Annotated in this window: 15 protein-coding genes; 7 read left to right on the forward strand and 8 right to left on the reverse strand. The window is 73.7% G+C overall.

Going from position 1 to position 15015, the window contains the following annotated elements; genetic code table 11:
• The first annotated feature begins 27 nt into the window (after positions 1-27).
• The 3 genes from AB0399_RS03955 to AB0399_RS03965 are packed head-to-tail and all read left to right on the forward strand — an operon-like array spanning position 28 to position 3365.
• The gene (locus AB0399_RS03955; RefSeq protein WP_366410129.1) at positions 28-1308 is read left to right on the forward strand and encodes a DUF2092 domain-containing protein; all 1281 of its coding nucleotides are present in this window, start codon (positions 28-30) and stop codon (positions 1306-1308) included.
• A gap of 52 nt (positions 1309-1360) precedes the next feature.
• Positions 1361-2380, forward strand: a complete 1020-nt coding sequence (locus tag AB0399_RS03960; RefSeq protein ID WP_328467873.1) for an ABC transporter ATP-binding protein — start codon at positions 1361-1363, stop codon at positions 2378-2380.
• Complete coding sequence (locus AB0399_RS03965) at positions 2367-3365, forward strand: ABC transporter permease subunit (protein ID WP_366410130.1); 999 nt, start codon at positions 2367-2369, stop codon at positions 3363-3365. Before AB0399_RS03960 ends, AB0399_RS03965 begins: the two co-directional genes overlap by 14 nt.
• Here the strand turns inward: AB0399_RS03965 and rarD are convergent.
• Together rarD and AB0399_RS03975 are read right to left on the reverse strand one after the other, a co-directional pair.
• The gene (gene rarD, locus AB0399_RS03970) at positions 3355-4380 is read right to left on the reverse strand and encodes an EamA family transporter RarD (protein WP_366410131.1); all 1026 of its coding nucleotides are present in this window, start codon (positions 4378-4380) and stop codon (positions 3355-3357) included. The two genes, AB0399_RS03965 and rarD, sit on opposite strands and share 11 nt — an antisense overlap.
• A gap of 121 nt (positions 4381-4501) precedes the next feature.
• Complete coding sequence (locus AB0399_RS03975; protein WP_366410132.1) at positions 4502-5362, reverse strand: SDR family oxidoreductase; 861 nt, start codon at positions 5360-5362, stop codon at positions 4502-4504.
• 107 nt (positions 5363-5469) lie between these two features.
• On the opposite strand from AB0399_RS03975, the gene AB0399_RS03980 reads away from it, so the two are divergent.
• Complete coding sequence (locus AB0399_RS03980) at positions 5470-5832, forward strand: helix-turn-helix domain-containing protein (protein WP_329365925.1); 363 nt, start codon at positions 5470-5472, stop codon at positions 5830-5832.
• Between the two features lie 76 nt (positions 5833-5908).
• Here the strand turns inward: AB0399_RS03980 and AB0399_RS03985 are convergent, their stop codons facing one another.
• The 3 genes from AB0399_RS03985 to AB0399_RS03995 all read right to left on the reverse strand — a co-directional run bounded on the left by AB0399_RS03985 (position 5909) and on the right by AB0399_RS03995 (position 9985).
• Positions 5909-6934 (reverse strand): 2-oxoacid:ferredoxin oxidoreductase subunit beta, encoded by a 1026-nt coding sequence (locus tag AB0399_RS03985; protein ID WP_366410174.1) that lies wholly within the window; start codon positions 6932-6934, stop codon positions 5909-5911.
• A 130-nt stretch (positions 6935-7064) separates the two neighbouring features.
• Complete coding sequence (locus AB0399_RS03990; protein WP_329365923.1) at positions 7065-9182, reverse strand: 2-oxoacid:acceptor oxidoreductase subunit alpha; 2118 nt, start codon at positions 9180-9182, stop codon at positions 7065-7067.
• A 143-nt stretch (positions 9183-9325) separates the two neighbouring features.
• On the reverse strand, positions 9326-9985 hold the full coding sequence (locus AB0399_RS03995; protein ID WP_328474390.1) for a response regulator transcription factor: 660 nt from the start codon (positions 9983-9985) through the stop codon (positions 9326-9328).
• 160 nt (positions 9986-10145) lie between these two features.
• Between AB0399_RS03995 and AB0399_RS04000 the strand changes: the two genes are divergently transcribed.
• Both AB0399_RS04000 and AB0399_RS04005 read left to right on the forward strand, forming a co-directional pair.
• On the forward strand, positions 10146-11102 hold the full coding sequence (locus AB0399_RS04000; protein WP_329365921.1) for a zinc-binding dehydrogenase: 957 nt from the start codon (positions 10146-10148) through the stop codon (positions 11100-11102).
• Positions 11103-11171: 69 nt separating this feature from the next.
• Positions 11172-11720 carry a GNAT family N-acetyltransferase gene (locus AB0399_RS04005; protein ID WP_366410133.1) on the forward strand — a complete coding sequence of 183 codons (549 nt, stop codon included), beginning with the start codon at positions 11172-11174 and terminating at the stop codon, positions 11718-11720.
• Between the two features lie 206 nt (positions 11721-11926).
• On the opposite strand, the gene AB0399_RS04010 is transcribed toward AB0399_RS04005, so the two are convergent.
• Positions 11927-12457, reverse strand: coding sequence for a GNAT family N-acetyltransferase (locus AB0399_RS04010; RefSeq protein ID WP_329365918.1), 531 nt, complete (start codon positions 12455-12457; stop codon positions 11927-11929).
• A 179-nt stretch (positions 12458-12636) separates the two neighbouring features.
• Between AB0399_RS04010 and AB0399_RS04015 the strand changes: the two genes are divergently transcribed.
• Positions 12637-12849 carry a hypothetical protein gene (locus AB0399_RS04015; protein WP_366410175.1) on the forward strand — a complete coding sequence of 71 codons (213 nt, stop codon included), beginning with the start codon at positions 12637-12639 and terminating at the stop codon, positions 12847-12849.
• Between the two features lie 33 nt (positions 12850-12882).
• Here AB0399_RS04015 and AB0399_RS04020 read toward each other — a convergent pair whose 3' ends face one another.
• Complete coding sequence (locus AB0399_RS04020) at positions 12883-14199, reverse strand: sensor domain-containing protein (RefSeq protein ID WP_366410176.1); 1317 nt, start codon at positions 14197-14199, stop codon at positions 12883-12885.
• 216 nt (positions 14200-14415) lie between these two features.
• The coding region (locus AB0399_RS04025; RefSeq protein ID WP_366410134.1) for a histidine kinase at positions 14416-15015 on the reverse strand (600 nt) is incomplete at its 5' end.

Raw genomic sequence — 15015 nt, forward strand, 5'->3', positions numbered from 1 at the left:
CGCCGCTCACGACGGAGGTAGGACGCAATGGCACTGATCCAACCGATCGGGCGACCCGAACCGGACGAGCCCGACGAACCGCGTGGCCGCGGCCGGAAGATCGCGCGCTACACCGTGCCGGTCGCCGTGGCGGGCGTGGCGGTGGCGACCATCACCCTGGTCCCGGCGCTGGCGGACGCGGGCGACCCCTCGCTGCCGAAGATCACCACCCAGCAACTGCTGACGAAGATCGCGGCCTCGAACACCCGGACCGTCGACGGCACCGTGAAGGTGAGCACCGACCTCGGCCTGCCCGACGCGCTCTCGGGGGGCGCGGCGGGGAGCCTGCTGTCGGGCGCGGGCGGCGCCGGCAAGGGCGGTTCGTCCTCGGCGGCGCCGCAGAGCCGGCTCGCCCAACTGCTCGTCGGCACCCACCAGCTGCATGTCTCGGTCGACGGCCCGGACCGGCAGAAGGTCTCGATCATCGAGCCCACCGCCGAGTACAGCGTCATCCACAACGGCACCCAACTGTGGGCGTACGACAGCGCGTCCGACCAGGCGTACCACTCGGCCCTGCCCGCGGCCGCGCCGGACCAGCAGCCGTCGCAGCTGCCCGAGGGCGTGCCGACCACCCCGCAGGCCGCCGCCGAGCAGGTGCTGAAGGCGGCGCGGGGCATCGCCTCGATCACCGTCGACGGCACCGCACGGGTGGCCGGCCGCAGCGCGTACGAACTGGTGGTCACGCCCGAGCACGCCGACACCACCACGGTCGGGAGCATCCGGATCGCGGTGGACTCCTCCACCGGGGTGCCGCTGAAGTTCACCCTCGTCCCGAAGGGCGGCGGCAAGGCGGTCTTCGACATCGGCTTCACCAAGGTCGGTTTCGGCGCGCCGGCCGCGAGCACCTTCTCGTTCAGCCCGCCCAAGGGCGTGAAGGTGACCGAGGGCAAGACGTCCGGCGCGCGCCCCGGCGACATCGGCAACGGTTCGCGGAACGCCGTGCCCGGCGCCGCCGAGCCGACCGTGCTCGGCACCGGCTGGGACTCCGTCGCGGTGATCGACACCGGCGCCCTGGCCTCTGCGGGCAAGGCGGCGGACAGCGGCGCGGGCTTCGGCTCGGACGGCAAGGGCAAGGCCGGTTCCGGCCCCGGCGGCGGCGACCCGCAGTCCCTGCTCAACAGCTACGGCACCAAGGTCACCGGCTCCTTCGGCAGCGGCACGGTCTTCCACACCCGCCTGGTCAACGTGCTCCTCACCGACAAGGGCAAGCTCTACGTCGGCGCGGTCACCCAGTCCGCGCTGACCGCGGCGGCCGACGCCGCGAAGTGACGCGGGCGGCCGGACCCGGGCGGGCAGCGGACCGGGGGAGCGAGGGAGCGTGATGGCGAAGCCGGCCCAGGCGGCGGCGCGGGACGAGGCAGCGGCGCGGGTTGAGACGGGGCCGCGGGCTGAGGCGGAGGCCCCGGGCGAGGTCGTGATCGAGACCCGCGGCCTCGCCAAGCGCTACCACGGCACCCTCGCCGTCGACGGCCTGGACCTGCGGGTGCCGCGCGGCAGCGTCTTCGGCTTCCTCGGGCCGAACGGCTCGGGCAAGACCACCACCATCCGGATGCTGATGGGCCTGATCGAGCCGACCGCGGGCACCGCCCGGGTACTGGGCCGCCCGATGCCGCGCGCCGCCCGCTCGGTGCTGCCCCGGGTCGGCGCGCTCATCGAGGGCCCGGCGCTGTACGGCTTCCTGTCCGGCCGCGACAACCTGCTGCGGTACGACGCGGCCGACCCGACCGCCGACCCCCGCACCCGCCGGGCCCGGGTCGGCGCCGCCCTGGACCGGGTGGGGCTGGCCGCCGCCGCGGGGAAGAAGGCCAAGCAGTACTCGCTCGGCATGAAGCAGCGCCTCGGCCTTGCCGCGGCCCTGCTCCAGCCGCGCGACCTGCTGGTGCTGGACGAGCCGACGAACGGCCTCGACCCGCAGGGCATGCGGGAGATCCGCGCCCTGGTCAGGGAGTTGGCCGCCGACGGCACGACCGTCTTCCTCTCCTCGCACCTGCTGGACGAGATCGAGCAGGTCTGCACGCATGTCGCCGTGATGGCCCGCGGCCGGCTGATCACGCAGGGACCGGTCACCGAACTGTCGGCCGGCAGCCGCGGGCGGCTCGCCGTCACCACGCCGGACCCGGCCGACGCGACCCGGGTACTGGCCGAGCACGGCGTGACCGCCCTGGCCACCGACGGGCAGCGCGTCACCGGCGAACTGCCCGCCGACCCGCCCGACCTCGCGGAGCTGAACGCCGCCCTGGTCGCGGCAGGCGTCCGGGTGCGCGGCTTCGGCCTCGAACGCGGCTCGCTGGAGGACGCGTTCGTGGCGCTGACCGGGGAGGGCTTCGATGTCGCGGGCTGAGACGGCACCGGAAGGCGCCGGCACGGACACGGCTACGGGCGCGGGTACGGATACGGATACGGGTGCCGGTGCCGCGCGGGACCGTACCGCTCGGAACCCCACCGCGCCGGAGCCGGACCGCGGCTCCCCCCGGGCGCCGCGGCTGCTGTGGTCCCTCGGGCTGTTCCGCTCCGAACTGGTCACCGTGTTCCGGCGCTGGCGCACCCTCGCGCTCTTCGCGGTGCTGGCGGGCGTGCCGGTGCTGGTGGGCATCGCGGTCCGGATCGAGACCCGCCACGGCAGCACGATCAGCGGCGGTTCCAACGGCGACGGCGGCCCCGCGTTCATCCAGCAGGTCAGCAACAACGGCCTGTTCCTCGCGTTCACCGCGCTCGCCGCCACCCTGCCGTTCTTCCTGCCGATGGCGATCGGCGTGGTCGCGGGCGACGCGATCGCGGGCGAGGCGAGCGGCGGCACCCTGCGCTACCTGCTGGTCGCGCCCGCCGGGCGGTCCCGGCTGCTGCTGGCCAAGTACGCCTCGGTGCTGGCCTTCTGCCTGGTGGCCACGCTGGTCGTCGCCGTGTCGGGCCTGGTCGTCGGTTTCGTGCTCTTCCCGGTCGGCGACGTGACCACGCTGTCCGGCACCACCCTCCCGCTCTCCCAGGGGATGCTGCGGGCCCTGCTGATCGCGGTCCTGGTGGCCGGGTCCCTGGTGGGCATCGCCGCGCTCGGGCTGTTCGTCTCCACCCTCACCGACAGCGGGATCGGCGCCATGGCGGCCACCGTCGGGCTGCTGATCACCGTGCAGATCGTGGACACGATCCCCCAGCTGCACGCGGTCCAGCCGTACCTCTTCCCGCACTACTGGCTGAGCTTCGCCGACGTGCTGCGCGACCCCGTGCCGTGGGACGCGATCGGGAAGAACCTCGGCCTCCAGGCCCTGTACGTGGCCGTGTTCGGGTCGGCCGCGTGGGCGCGCTTCACCTCGCGGGACGTCACCGCGTAGCCGGGCCGGCGGTCGTCGTCGGGTTCGCGGGACCGCTCGCGCTCTCGTTCCCGTCCGCGGGTCCCTCTGCGGGTCCCTCTGCGGGTCCCTCTGCGAGTCCGGCCGCGGGTCCGGCCGCCGCGCCGGCGAGCGCGAGCCGGCCCCGGCGGGCGGTGCGCAGGGCGTCCCAGGTGAGCACCGCCAGCGCGGCCCAGACCAGGAAGAACCCGGCCCACCGGTCCGGCGGCATCGTCTCGTGGAAGTACAGCACCCCGATCAGGAACTGGGAGACGGGGGTGAGGTACTGCATCAGGCCGATCGTGGAGAGCGGCAGCCGGGTCGCGGCCATCCCGAAGAAGATCAGCGGTATCGCGGTGACCAGCCCGCAGGCGGCGAGCAGCGCGGCGTGTCCCGGACCGTGGTGGGTGAAGGTCGAGTGCCCCTGGGCGCCCAGCACCATCAGGTAGGCGAGCGCCGGCAGGAACTGGACGCCGGCCTCGGCGGCGAGCGACTCCAGCCCGCCCATCGCCACCTTCTTCTTGATCAGCCCGTAGCCGCCGAAGGAGAAGGCCAGGGTGAGCGCGATCCACGGCAGCCGCCCGTAGCCGACGGCCAGCACGACCACCGACAGGCAGCCGATGCCGACGGCCGCCCACTGCACCGGCCGCAGCCGCTCGTGCAGCACCAGCACGCCGAGCGCGATGGTGACCAGCGGGTTGATGAAGTAGCCGAGCGCCGCCTCGACCACATGGCCGGCGTTCACCGCCCAGATGTACACGCCCCAGTTCACCGTGACCGCGGTCGCCGCCGAGGCGATCAGCGCCATCCGCCGCGGCTGCCGGACCAGTTCGGCGATCCACGCCCAGCGGCGCAGCGCCAGCAGGATGACGGTGGCCACCCCGAGCGACCACACCATCCGGTGCGCCAGGATCTCCAGGGCCCCGGCCGGCTCCAGCAGCGGCCAGTACAGCGGGAACAGCCCCCACAGCCCGTACGCCGCGAAGCCGTAGCCCAGTCCCACCCGCTGCTCGCCCATTCGCCCGCCCCTCCCGACGCCGCACGGCACTGCCGACGTTAGCGGGCGGCGGCTCGGCCTGTCATGGCCATATCGAACTGTGGTCATGACAGGCCGAGCGCCGAACAGCGAGGGGCGAGGGTCAGCCCTTGAGCGCGGCGGCCACCGACTGCGGCATCGGCGTGGTCGGGCGGCCGATCAGCCGGGACAGCTCGCCGCTGGTGCCGGCGAGCAGGCCGCGCCCGATCGCCCGGTCGACGTCGACCAGCACCTCGGCGAACGACGCCGGCAGGCCCGCGCCGACCAGCACGTCCAGATACTGCTCGGACGAGACGTTCTGGTAGGCGATCTCCCGGCCGGTCGCCGCCGAGACCGCCGCCGCGTACTCCGCGAAGCTCCACGCGGTGTCGCCGCTCAGCTCGTACACCTTGTTCTCATGGCCCTCGCCGGTGAGGACCACGGCCGCCGCGGCCGCGTAGTCCGCCCGCGCCGCCGAGGCCACCCGGCCCTCGCCCGCGCTGGCGACCACGGCGCCGTGCTCCAGCACCGTGCCGAGGTTCTGCGTGTAGACCTCGGTGTACCAGCCGTTGCGCAGGAAGGTGTGCGGCAGCCCCGAGTCGAGGATCAGCTGCTCGGTCAGCTTGTGCTCCTCGGCGAGCGCGAAGTCCGCCGCCGGTCCGCCCAGGATGCCCGTGTACGCCAGCAGGCCGACCCCCGCCTCGCGTGCGGCGTCCACCACGGCGGTGTGCTGCGGCAGCCGCCGGCCGACCTCGCTGCCCGACACGAACAGCACCCGGTCGCCCGCCTTGAACGCCTCCTTCAGCGTCGCCGGCTCGTCGTAGTCCGCGACCCGCACCTGCACGCCCTTCGCGGCCAGGTCGGCCGCCTTGCCCCGGTCCCGTACGACCGCGGCGACGTCCCCCGCCCCCACTCCGCGCTCCAGCAGGTCCTCGATGACGAGCCGGCCCAACTGCCCGCTGGCCCCGGTGACGACGATGCTCATGCTGTTGCTCCCGTTCTGCGGTGATATGCGGATCTCTCCGGCTTCCCCGCCACCGTAACGCGAACACTAACTGTGGGAAAGTACCTACCTTGGCGTACGGTACCTACATGAAGGTAAGTGAAGCGGCCAGGGCCGGCTGTCCCGAGCGGGCCGTCCTCGAACACGTCACCAGCACCTGGGGCGTCCTCGTTCTCGTCCAGCTGTCCGACGCGGGGACCCTGCGCTTCAGCGAGCTGCGCCGGCGGATCGGCGGGGTGAGCGAGAAGATGCTGGCGCAGACCCTGCGGACCCTGGAGCGCGACGGTTTCATACGCCGCCGGGCCCGCCCGGTGATCCCGCCCCACGTCGACTACGACCTCACCACGCTCGGGGTCCAGGTCGCCGAGAAGGTCGGCGCCCTCGCCGAGTGGACCGCCCGGAACGTCACCGCCGTCACCGCGGCCCAGCAGACCTACGACGCGGCACTCTGACGCCGCGCCGGAACGCGACCGCCCCGCCGTGCCGGGCGGTGCCGGCGGGGCGGGGCGGGTGCGGAGCGGGTCGGGTTCAGCGCGCTGGGGGCTGGTCGGTGACGGTCCAGGTGTCGGTGCCCGCGAGGAGTCCGGCGAGGTCGCCGGGGCCCTGGCGGGTGGTGGCCGCTTCGAGCTGCTCCGCCATGTCCGTGTCGTAGACGGCGCGGGTGGTGTCGCGGAAGACGCCGATCGGGGTGGCCGTGCCGGGGCCGAAGGCGGTGCCGTCGGTGAGGCGGGACAGGGCGAAGGCGTTGGTGGGCGAGGGGGAGTGGGCGTCGTGGACCAGGACGTCCGCCTCGTTCTCGGCCGTGACGTCCACGATGCCGAGGTCACCGGTGCGCGGGTCGCGGACGATGCCGCGCGAGCCCTCGGGGCCGAAGCGGACGGGCGCGCCGTGCTCCAGCCGGATCAGCGCGCTCTCCGCGGTGCTCTTGTCCTTGAGGACGTCGAAGGCGCCGTCGTTGAAGATGTTGCAGTTCTGGTAGATCTCGACGAGCGCGGTGCCCTCGTGGACGGCGGCGGCGCGCAGTACCGACTGGAGGTGCTTGCGGTCGGAGTCGATGGTGCGGGCGACGAAGGAGGCTTCGGCGCCGATCGCCAGCGACAGCGGGTTGAACGGGGCGTCGAGGGAGCCCATCGGCGTGGACTTGGTGATCTTCCCGACCTCGGAGGTGGGGGAGTACTGGCCCTTGGTGAGGCCGTAGATCCGGTTGTTGAAGAGCAGGATCTTCAGGTTCACGTTGCGGCGCAGCGCGTGGATGAGGTGGTTGCCGCCGATGGACAGCGCGTCGCCGTCGCCGGTGACCACCCACACGCTCAGGTCGCGCCGGGAGGCGGCCAGGCCGGTGGCGATGGCCGGGGCGCGGCCGTGGATGGAGTGCATCCCGTAGGTGTTCATGTAGTACGGGAAGCGGGAGGAGCAGCCGATCCCGGAGACGAAGACGACGTTCTCGCGGGCCAGGCCCAGCTCCGGCATGAAGGACTGGACGGCGGCGAGGATGGCGTAGTCACCGCAGCCGGGGCACCAGCGCACCTCCTGGTCGGACTTGAAGTCCTTCATGGTCTGCGGGCCGCCGGCCTTGGGCACCAGCGACAGCGCCGTCGCGCCGGCGAGCGGCCCGACAGCGGCGCCGGCGGACGCGCGTACGGAGGCGCCGGCGGCACCGCCGGCGCGTGTGGCGGCGGGAGTCTCAGACATCCGCGTTCTCCTTCGCGATGGCCTGCGCCAACTGCTCGGCCTTGAACGGCAGTCCGGTCACCTGGGTGTAGGAATGGGCGTCGACGAGGTACTTCGCCCGGAGCAGGTGCGCGAGCTGGCCGAGGTTCATCTCCGGCACCAGCACCTTGTCGTACCGGGCCAGTACCGCCCCGAGGTTGGCCGGGAACGGGTTGAGGTGGCGCAGGTGGGCCTGCGCGACCTGGCCGCCCTCCCGGCGGATACGGCGGACCGCGGCGGTGATCGGCCCGTAGGTCGAGCCCCAGCCCAGCACCAGGGTCCGCGCCGAGCCGCCGGGGTCGTCCACCTCCAGGTCGGGCACCGCGATGCCGTCGATCTTCGCCTGGCGGGTGCGGACCATGAAGTCGTGGTTGGCCGGGTCGTACGAGATGTTCCCGGTGCCGTCCTGCTTCTCGATGCCGCCGATGCGGTGTTCGAGGCCCGGGGTGCCGGGCACCGCCCAGGGCCGGGCCAGGGTCTCGGGGTCGCGCAGGTACGGCCAGAAGCTCTCCGTGCCGTCGGCCGCGGTGTGGTTCGGGCCGGACGCGAACTCCACCCGCAGGTCCGGCAGTTCGGCGACGTCGGGGACGCGCCACGGCTCCGACCCGTTGGCGAGGTAGCCGTCGGAGAGCAGCATCACCGGGGTGCGGTAGGTGATCGCGATCCGGGCGGCCTCCAGCGCGGCGGTGAAGCAGTCCGCGGCGGTGGCCGGGGCCACGATCGGCACCGGCGCCTCGCCGTTGCGCCCGTACATCGCCTGGAGCAGGTCGGCCTGCTCGGTCTTGGTCGGCAGGCCGGTGGACGGCCCGCCGCGCTGGATGTCCACCACCAGCAGCGGCAGCTCCAGCGACACCGCCAGGCCGATCGTCTCGGACTTCAGCGCCACCCCGGGCCCGGAGGTGGTGGTGACCGCCAGCGACCCGCCGAACGCGGCGCCCAGCGCCGCGCCGATGGCCGCGATCTCGTCCTCGGCCTGGAAGGTCCGCACGCCGAAGTTCTTGTGCCGGCTCAGCTCGTGCAGGATGTCCGAGGCCGGGGTGATCGGGTAGGAGCCGAGGAACAGCGGCAGCCCGCTGCGGCTCGACGACGCGATCAGGCCGTAGGCGAGCGCGAGGTTCCCCGAGATGTTGCGGTAGGTGCCGGCCGGGAAGGCGCTGGCGGCCGGCGCGACCTCGTAGGAGACCGCGAAGTCCTCGGTGGTCTCGCCGAAGTTCCAGCCGGCGCGGAAGGCGGTGACGTTCGCCTCGGCGATGTCCGGCTTCTTCGCGAACTTCTTGCGCAGGAAGGACTCGGTGCCCTCGGTCGGGCGGTGGTACATCCAGGAGAGCAGGCCCAGCGCGAACATGTTCTTCGCGCGCTCGGCGTCCTTGCGGGCCAGGCCGCTGTCCTTCAGCGCCTCCAGGGTCAGCGTGGTCAGCGGCACGGGGTGCACCGCGTACGCCGCCAGCGAGCCGTCCTCCAGCGGGCTGGCGGCGTACCCGACCTTCGCCATCGCGCGCTTGGTGAACTCGTCGGTGTTGACGATGACCTCCGCGCCCCGCGGCAGGTCGGCCAGGTTCGCCTTCAGCGCGGCCGGGTTCATCGCCACCAGCACGTCGGGGGCGTCACCCGGGGTGAGGATGTCGTGGTCGGCGAAGTGCAGCTGGAACGACGAGACGCCCGGCAGCGTGCCCGCGGGGGCCCGGATCTCGGCCGGGAAGTTCGGCAGCGTGGACAGGTCGTTGCCGAACGACGCCGTCTCGGAGGTGAAGCGGTCGCCGGTGAGCTGCATCCCGTCACCGGAGTCGCCGGCGAACCGGATGATCACCCGGTCGAGCCGACGGGTCTCCTTGTCGGACGTGCGCTGTTCCCCGCGCTCCGCGAGCCCTCCGCGCTCTTCGAGCTCCCCGAGCTCCCCGAGTTCCTTGAGGCTCCCGAGCGCTTCGGCTTTCCCGACCGGGGAGCCGAGAGCGGTACCCGGGCCCTCGTGTTCCTCGTTGATGGGGCTGCTGACCTGGCTGGTCACTGAACGGACCTCCTTCGCGGCGGCACGGCGCAGAGCCTGTCCGGTGGCCTCCGCCCGGGTGGCACCCGACAGGCTCTCACCGGTCATCGTACGTCGGTAAGGGTCGCCTTCCCGGTACGTCCCCGCATCTGGCAGCCGGGCGCACGGTGGTGCGCGCACCCGGCTGCCCGCCCCTGCGCAGCGCTGTTGCCCGTCCCGCCGTCAGACGGCCGGTCGGCGATTCCGGAAATTCACGAGTTCAAATAGGTCAGCACTGCCAGCACCCGGCGGTGATCTCCCTCACTCGGCGCGAGCCCGAGCTTCAGGAAGATGTTGCTCACGTGCTTCTCCACGGCGCCGTCGCTCACCACGAGCTGCTTGGCCACCGCCGAGTTGGTCCGGCCCTCGGCCATCAGGCCCAGCACCTCGCGCTCGCGCGGGGTCAGCCCGGCCAGCACGTCCTGCTTGCGGCTGCGGCCGAGCAGCTGCGCGACCACCTCGGGGTCCAGCGCGGTGCCGCCCTCGGCGACCCGGACCACCGCGTCCACGAACTCGCGGACCTCGGCCACCCGGTCCTTGAGCAGGTAGCCCACCCCGCGGCTGCTGCCCGCCAGCAGCTCCGTCGCGTACTGCTCCTCGACGTACTGCGACAGCACCAGCACCCCGACGCCCGGGTGCTCCTTCCGCAATTGCACGGCGGCGCGCACCCCTTCGTCGGTGTGCGTCGGGGGCATCCGCACGTCGGCCACCACCACGTCGGGAGGCGCGCCCTGGTCGGCCAGTTCGCGCACCGCCTTGATCAGCCCCTCGGCGTCGCCGACCCCCGCGACCACGTCATGACCCCGGTCGGTCAGCAGCCGGGTCAGTCCCTCCCTGAGCAGTACCGAATCCTCGGCGATGACGACCCGCACTCTTTCCTCCACGGTCTTCAGCTTCCCCCGTCCGAACCGACTCCCCCAGCATCCCAGCATCGGCGGCCCAATGAGGAATACGGTGCGGGGTGGGCAAGGTTGCGCCCGGCGATCAGAGGCAGCTGCCCAAGCGGGCGGGGGCCCAGGGAGAGGAGAACGTGTGCGCGCGGTCGGTTTCGACGTCATCGGCGGTCCTGAGGTGCTCAAGCCCGTGGATCTGCCCGCCCCCGTGCCCGGCCCCGGTCAGCTCCTGGTCCGGGTCGCGTACGCGGGCGTCAACCACGACGAGATGCGGCACCGGCTCGGGGACTTCGGCACGCCGCGGCGCACCACCGTGCCCGGCTTCGAGGTCTCCGGCGAGGTCGCGGCGGTCGGCCCCGGCGTGACCGGCCTGGCGGTCGGCGAGCAGGTCGCCGCCTACCTCCCCGACGGCGGCGGCTACGCCGAGTACGCCCTCGCCCCCGCGGACTTCGCCTTCCCGCTCGACGGGATCTCGCTGCGCGACGGCGGCGGCGCGGGCCTGACCCTCACCGCCGCTTACGGCATCCTCGCCGGCGCCGCCCGGCTGACCGCGGGCGACACCGTGCTGATCCACGCCGCCGCCGGCGGCATCGGCTCGGCCGCCGCGCAGATCGCCCGCGCCCTGGGCGCCGCGGCGGTCTACGGCACGGTCGGCTCCCCGGCGAAGGCCGAGTACGCCAAGCGCTTCGGCTACGACGCGGTCCACCCGCGGGACGCCTTCGCCGAGGCGGTCCGCGAGGTCGACGTGGTGCTCGACCCGATCGGCGGCCCGACCCGGCTCGCCTCGCTGCCGCTGCTCGCCCCCTTCGGCCGCCTCGCCCTCTACGGCGAGGCCGCCCGCCACCCCGACCTCACCCTCCCGCTGCTGCCGCTGTGGCAGAACAACCGCTCGCTGGCCGGCTACCACATCGCCGACCTCGCCCGCCGCGCCCCCACCGCCGTCCGCTCGCACGCCCTGGCCGCGCTGTCCCTGCTGGCCTCGGGCGCGATCCGGCTCGACGTCACCTCGGAACTTCCGCTCGACCGGGCGGCCGACGCCCACGAGGTCCTGGCGGCGGGCCGCGGCACCGGAAAGGTGCTGCTGCGGGTCGCGTAGCCTCCGATGAAGCCGGCGGTCCGCGACGAGGCGGCCGGCGTACCGAGCCGATCGACCCGGGAGTTGGGCATGGAACGCGTGACGGAGCGGCTTCTGCTCCGGGGGTGGCGGGACGAGGACCTGGTCCCGCTGGCCGACATCTACGCCGACCCGGAGGTGATGCGGTTCATCGGCGCCGGTGCCACCCGCACCTACGAGCAGACGGCCGCGAGCTTCGCGATGCTGCGGCAGGAGTGGCGGGACCGCGGCTACGGCATGTTCGCCGTCGAGGTCCGGGCGACCGGTGAGCTGGCCGGCTGGGTCGGCATGACGGTGCCGGCCTTCCTGCCGGAGATCCTGCCCGCCGTGGAGATCGGCTGGCGGCTGGGCCGGGCGCACTGGGGGCGCGGATACGCCACCGAGGCCGCGCGCGAGGCGCTGGCGTACGGCTTCGACGAGGCCGGCCTGGACCGGATCGTCAGCGTCTGCAACGTGGAGCACCACGCGTCGCGGCGGGTGATGACCAAGCTGGGCATGGTGCTCGACCGCCGCACCACGGTCCCCGCGCACGGGACGCCGGTGGACGTCACGGCGATCACCCGGGCGCAGTTCGCGGCGGCGCGGGCCGCCGGGGCGTGACGCGGGCCCCCGGCGGCCGGGTTCCGGCGGCGGGGCGGCAACGGCGCCGCCCGGGTGGGCGGTTGGCGCGCCTGCGGCCGGACCCGCTCGATCGCGGCGAGGTCGATGGCCGGGGCGTCCCGCGCCGGGCGAGCCGGATCGGCGCCGACGGCCGGGCCGGGGCCGGTCCGTGCGGTCTTGCCTGCGTATCCGCCGCTGGCCGGTACTTACCCGGTCGCCGCCGTGAGGTCGTGGGCGAAGGTGACGCGGTCCAGGCCGGGGCCGTCGTAGTCGGGGTGGACCGAGGGGGCGGCGTCGGGGGAGCCGGGGAGTTCGGTGAAGCCGATCCGGGTGTGGAAGGCGCGGGACGCGGCGTTCGCCGGGCTGGTGATCGCGTGCACCTGACGGCAGTGGCGGGCCCGGGCGAGGGCGAAGAAGCGGTGGTAGAGCGCGGTCGCGATGCCACGGCCGTGCAGCGCCGGATCGACGCCGACGAAGTGGATGTAGGCGATGTCGGGCCGGTCCTGGGAGAGGAAGCCGACGAGGAACGCGGCGAGTTCGCCACTGGGGCGCTCGGCGACATGGCTGGTGCCGGTGAAGTGCTGGAAGTACAACCGCGGCAGCAGCAGGGCCCGCTCCCGTGACCCCGTCTCGCCGCCCAGCCCTCCCCACCACTGGTCGAGTACGGCCAGTACCCGTGCGTGGTCCTCGACGCGGGGGTGGCGCAGGGCCAGCCCGCCGGGAAAGTCGTCGGTCATCCCTCCAGTCTCCCAGCAACCCCCGCCGAGCGGCGCGCCGGAACCCGTGGGCGTGGACGATCGGCGCCCGGCACCGCGCCCGCACCCCGCGCCCGCCCCCTCACCCGCACCTCCTCACGGCGGGCGGACCCTGACCGTGCTGCACCTGCCCGGCCACACCCCCCGGGTCGGTCGCCCTGCTGGAGGAGCACACCGGGACGCTCTACTCCGGTGACGTCGTGTACGACGGCCACCTCGTGGACGACCTGCCCGAGTCGGACCCGGCGGTCTACCGCCGCAGCCTGGAGGTCCTCGCCCGGCTGGACGTGGCGGTGGTGCACCCGGGCCACGGCCGCAGCTTCGACCGGGCCCGGCTGCGCCACATCGTCACGCGCCACCTCGGCGGGCGGTAGCCGGGCGGACTCCCCCCGGCCGGCCACGGCCGGTCACACCCGCCAGGGCAGCTCCGCCGCGATCCGGGTGGGACCGCCCGGCGGGGAGTCCACCACCAGCACCCCGTCGACCGCGTCGAGGCGCTCCGCCAGGCCGGCCAGGCCCGAGCCGGCGTCCACCGACGCCCCGCCGCGGCCGTTGTCGTAGACGTGCAGCATGAGCCGGTCGTCGGTCTGCCAGACGTCCACGGAGGCGCGGGAGGCGCCGCTGTGCTTGCTGACGTTCTGCAGGAGTTCGGAGACTGTGAAGTAGGCGATGCCCTCGATCGCGGGCACCGGCCGGGCCGGCAGGTCGACGGTGACCGAGACCGGCACGGTGCAGCGGGCGGCGACCGCCGAGAGCGACGGGCCCAGGCCGCGGTCGGTGAGGATCGCCGGGTGGATGCCGCGGGCGAGGTCGCGCAGCTCCTGGAGGGCCACCTTCACCTCGCCGTGTGCCTCCTCGACCATGGCCGCGCCGGTCTTCGGGTCCTCCAGCAGCTTCTCCTTGGCCAGGCCCAGGTCCATGGCCAGGGCGACCAGCCGGGCCTGGGCGCCGTCGTGCAGGTCGCGCTCGATCCGGCGCAGGTCCGCCGCCGCGGTGTCCACCACCGCGCCGCGGTCCGACTCCAGCTCGGTGACGCGGTCGGCCAGCCGGGACGGGCCGAGCAGCCCGCTGACCAGCATCCGGTCCACGTGCGCCATGCCCCGCACCACCCACGGCAGCAGCGCCACCAGCGCCAGCCCGATCACCACGCACAGCAGCAGGTCCGCGGGGGTGTGCAGCCACCAGCCGTGGTGGCGGTCGCCGTCCCCGTAGACCTGGAGGCCCTGCTGGCCGAAGTAGACCGGGAAGACCCAGCGCCACAGCGGGTAGGTGAGCAGCCCCCAGCCGTAGGTGAAGAAGCTGATCGACACGCAGAAGGTGAGGACGCCCCACGGGAAGTGCAGCAGGCAGTAGATCGCGTGCCGCCAGTTGACGCCGCTGCCGAGCTGGCCGCCCAGCCACGGGAGGAAGCCGCGGCTCTTGGTGCGGACCGGGCCGGGCTCCTCGACGTCGAGCCAGAGCAGCGAGCGGGCCCGCGCCCGCTCGACGTAGCCGACGGCCCGGCAGCCGCCGAGGGCCAGCACCAGCACCGGCAGCCCGATGAAGGTGATCAGCAGGCCGGCGCCCAGCGACAGCATCGTGATCGTCCACACGAAGCCGATCAGGCACATCGGGAGGTTCAGCAGGAGGTACGCGAGTTCCCGCCAGGTACGCGCCTCGACGGGCGCGCGCAGTGCGGTGGGCAGCCGGTGCTCTCGCTCGGCCGGCTGGTTGCCGTACGCCATGGTCGGGACCGTCCTTTCGGTACTGCTGGTCATACCGACCACAGTGCCCGGGCCGGAGGCGCGCGCCCATGGTGCGGATCGGCGTCTTGGGGGTGGGGATTTCCCTACCTATCGCCCGGGCGTGCCGCTGCTCCACGCCCGCGGGCCTGCCCTCGCGGCCCTGCCGGCACGACCCTCGCGGCACTGCCCTGCCGGCGCGGCCCTCGCGGCACTGCCCTACCGGCGCGGCGCGGCCTGCGTGCCGAACTCCCGGTCCCGCCACGGCAGCTCCGCCGTCACCATGGTCGGCCCGCCCACCGGAGAGGCCACCACGAACAGGCCGTCGACGGAGTCCAGCCGCTCCGCGAGCCCGGCCAGGCCGGACCCGGAGCTGACGTCCGCGCCACCCTGCCCGTCGTCGCGCACCTGGATCATCAGCCGGTCGCCCGAGTGCCACACGTCCACCGACGCGGTACGGGCCCGGCTGTGCTTGCTGACGTTCTGCAGGAGTTCGGAGACCGTGAAGTACGCGATGCCCTCGATCGCCTCGGCGGGCCGGGCCGGCAGGTCCACGGTGACCGAGACCGGCACGGTGCAGCGGGTCGCGACCGAGGACAGGGCCGCGTCCAGGCCGCGGTCGGTGAGGATCGCCGGGTGGATGCCGCGGGCGAGGTCGCGCAGCTCCTGGAGGGCCACCTTCACCTCGCCGTGCGCCTCGCCGACCATCTTCGCCGCCGCCTCGGGGTCCTCCAGCAGCTTCTCCTTGGCCAGGCCCAGGTCCATGGCCAGGGCGACCAGCCGGGCCTGGGCGCCGTCGTGCAGGTCGCGCTCGATCCG

This window comes from Streptomyces sp. NPDC088194 (genome assembly GCF_040702025.1).
GTDB lineage: Bacteria > Actinomycetota > Actinomycetes > Streptomycetales > Streptomycetaceae > Actinacidiphila.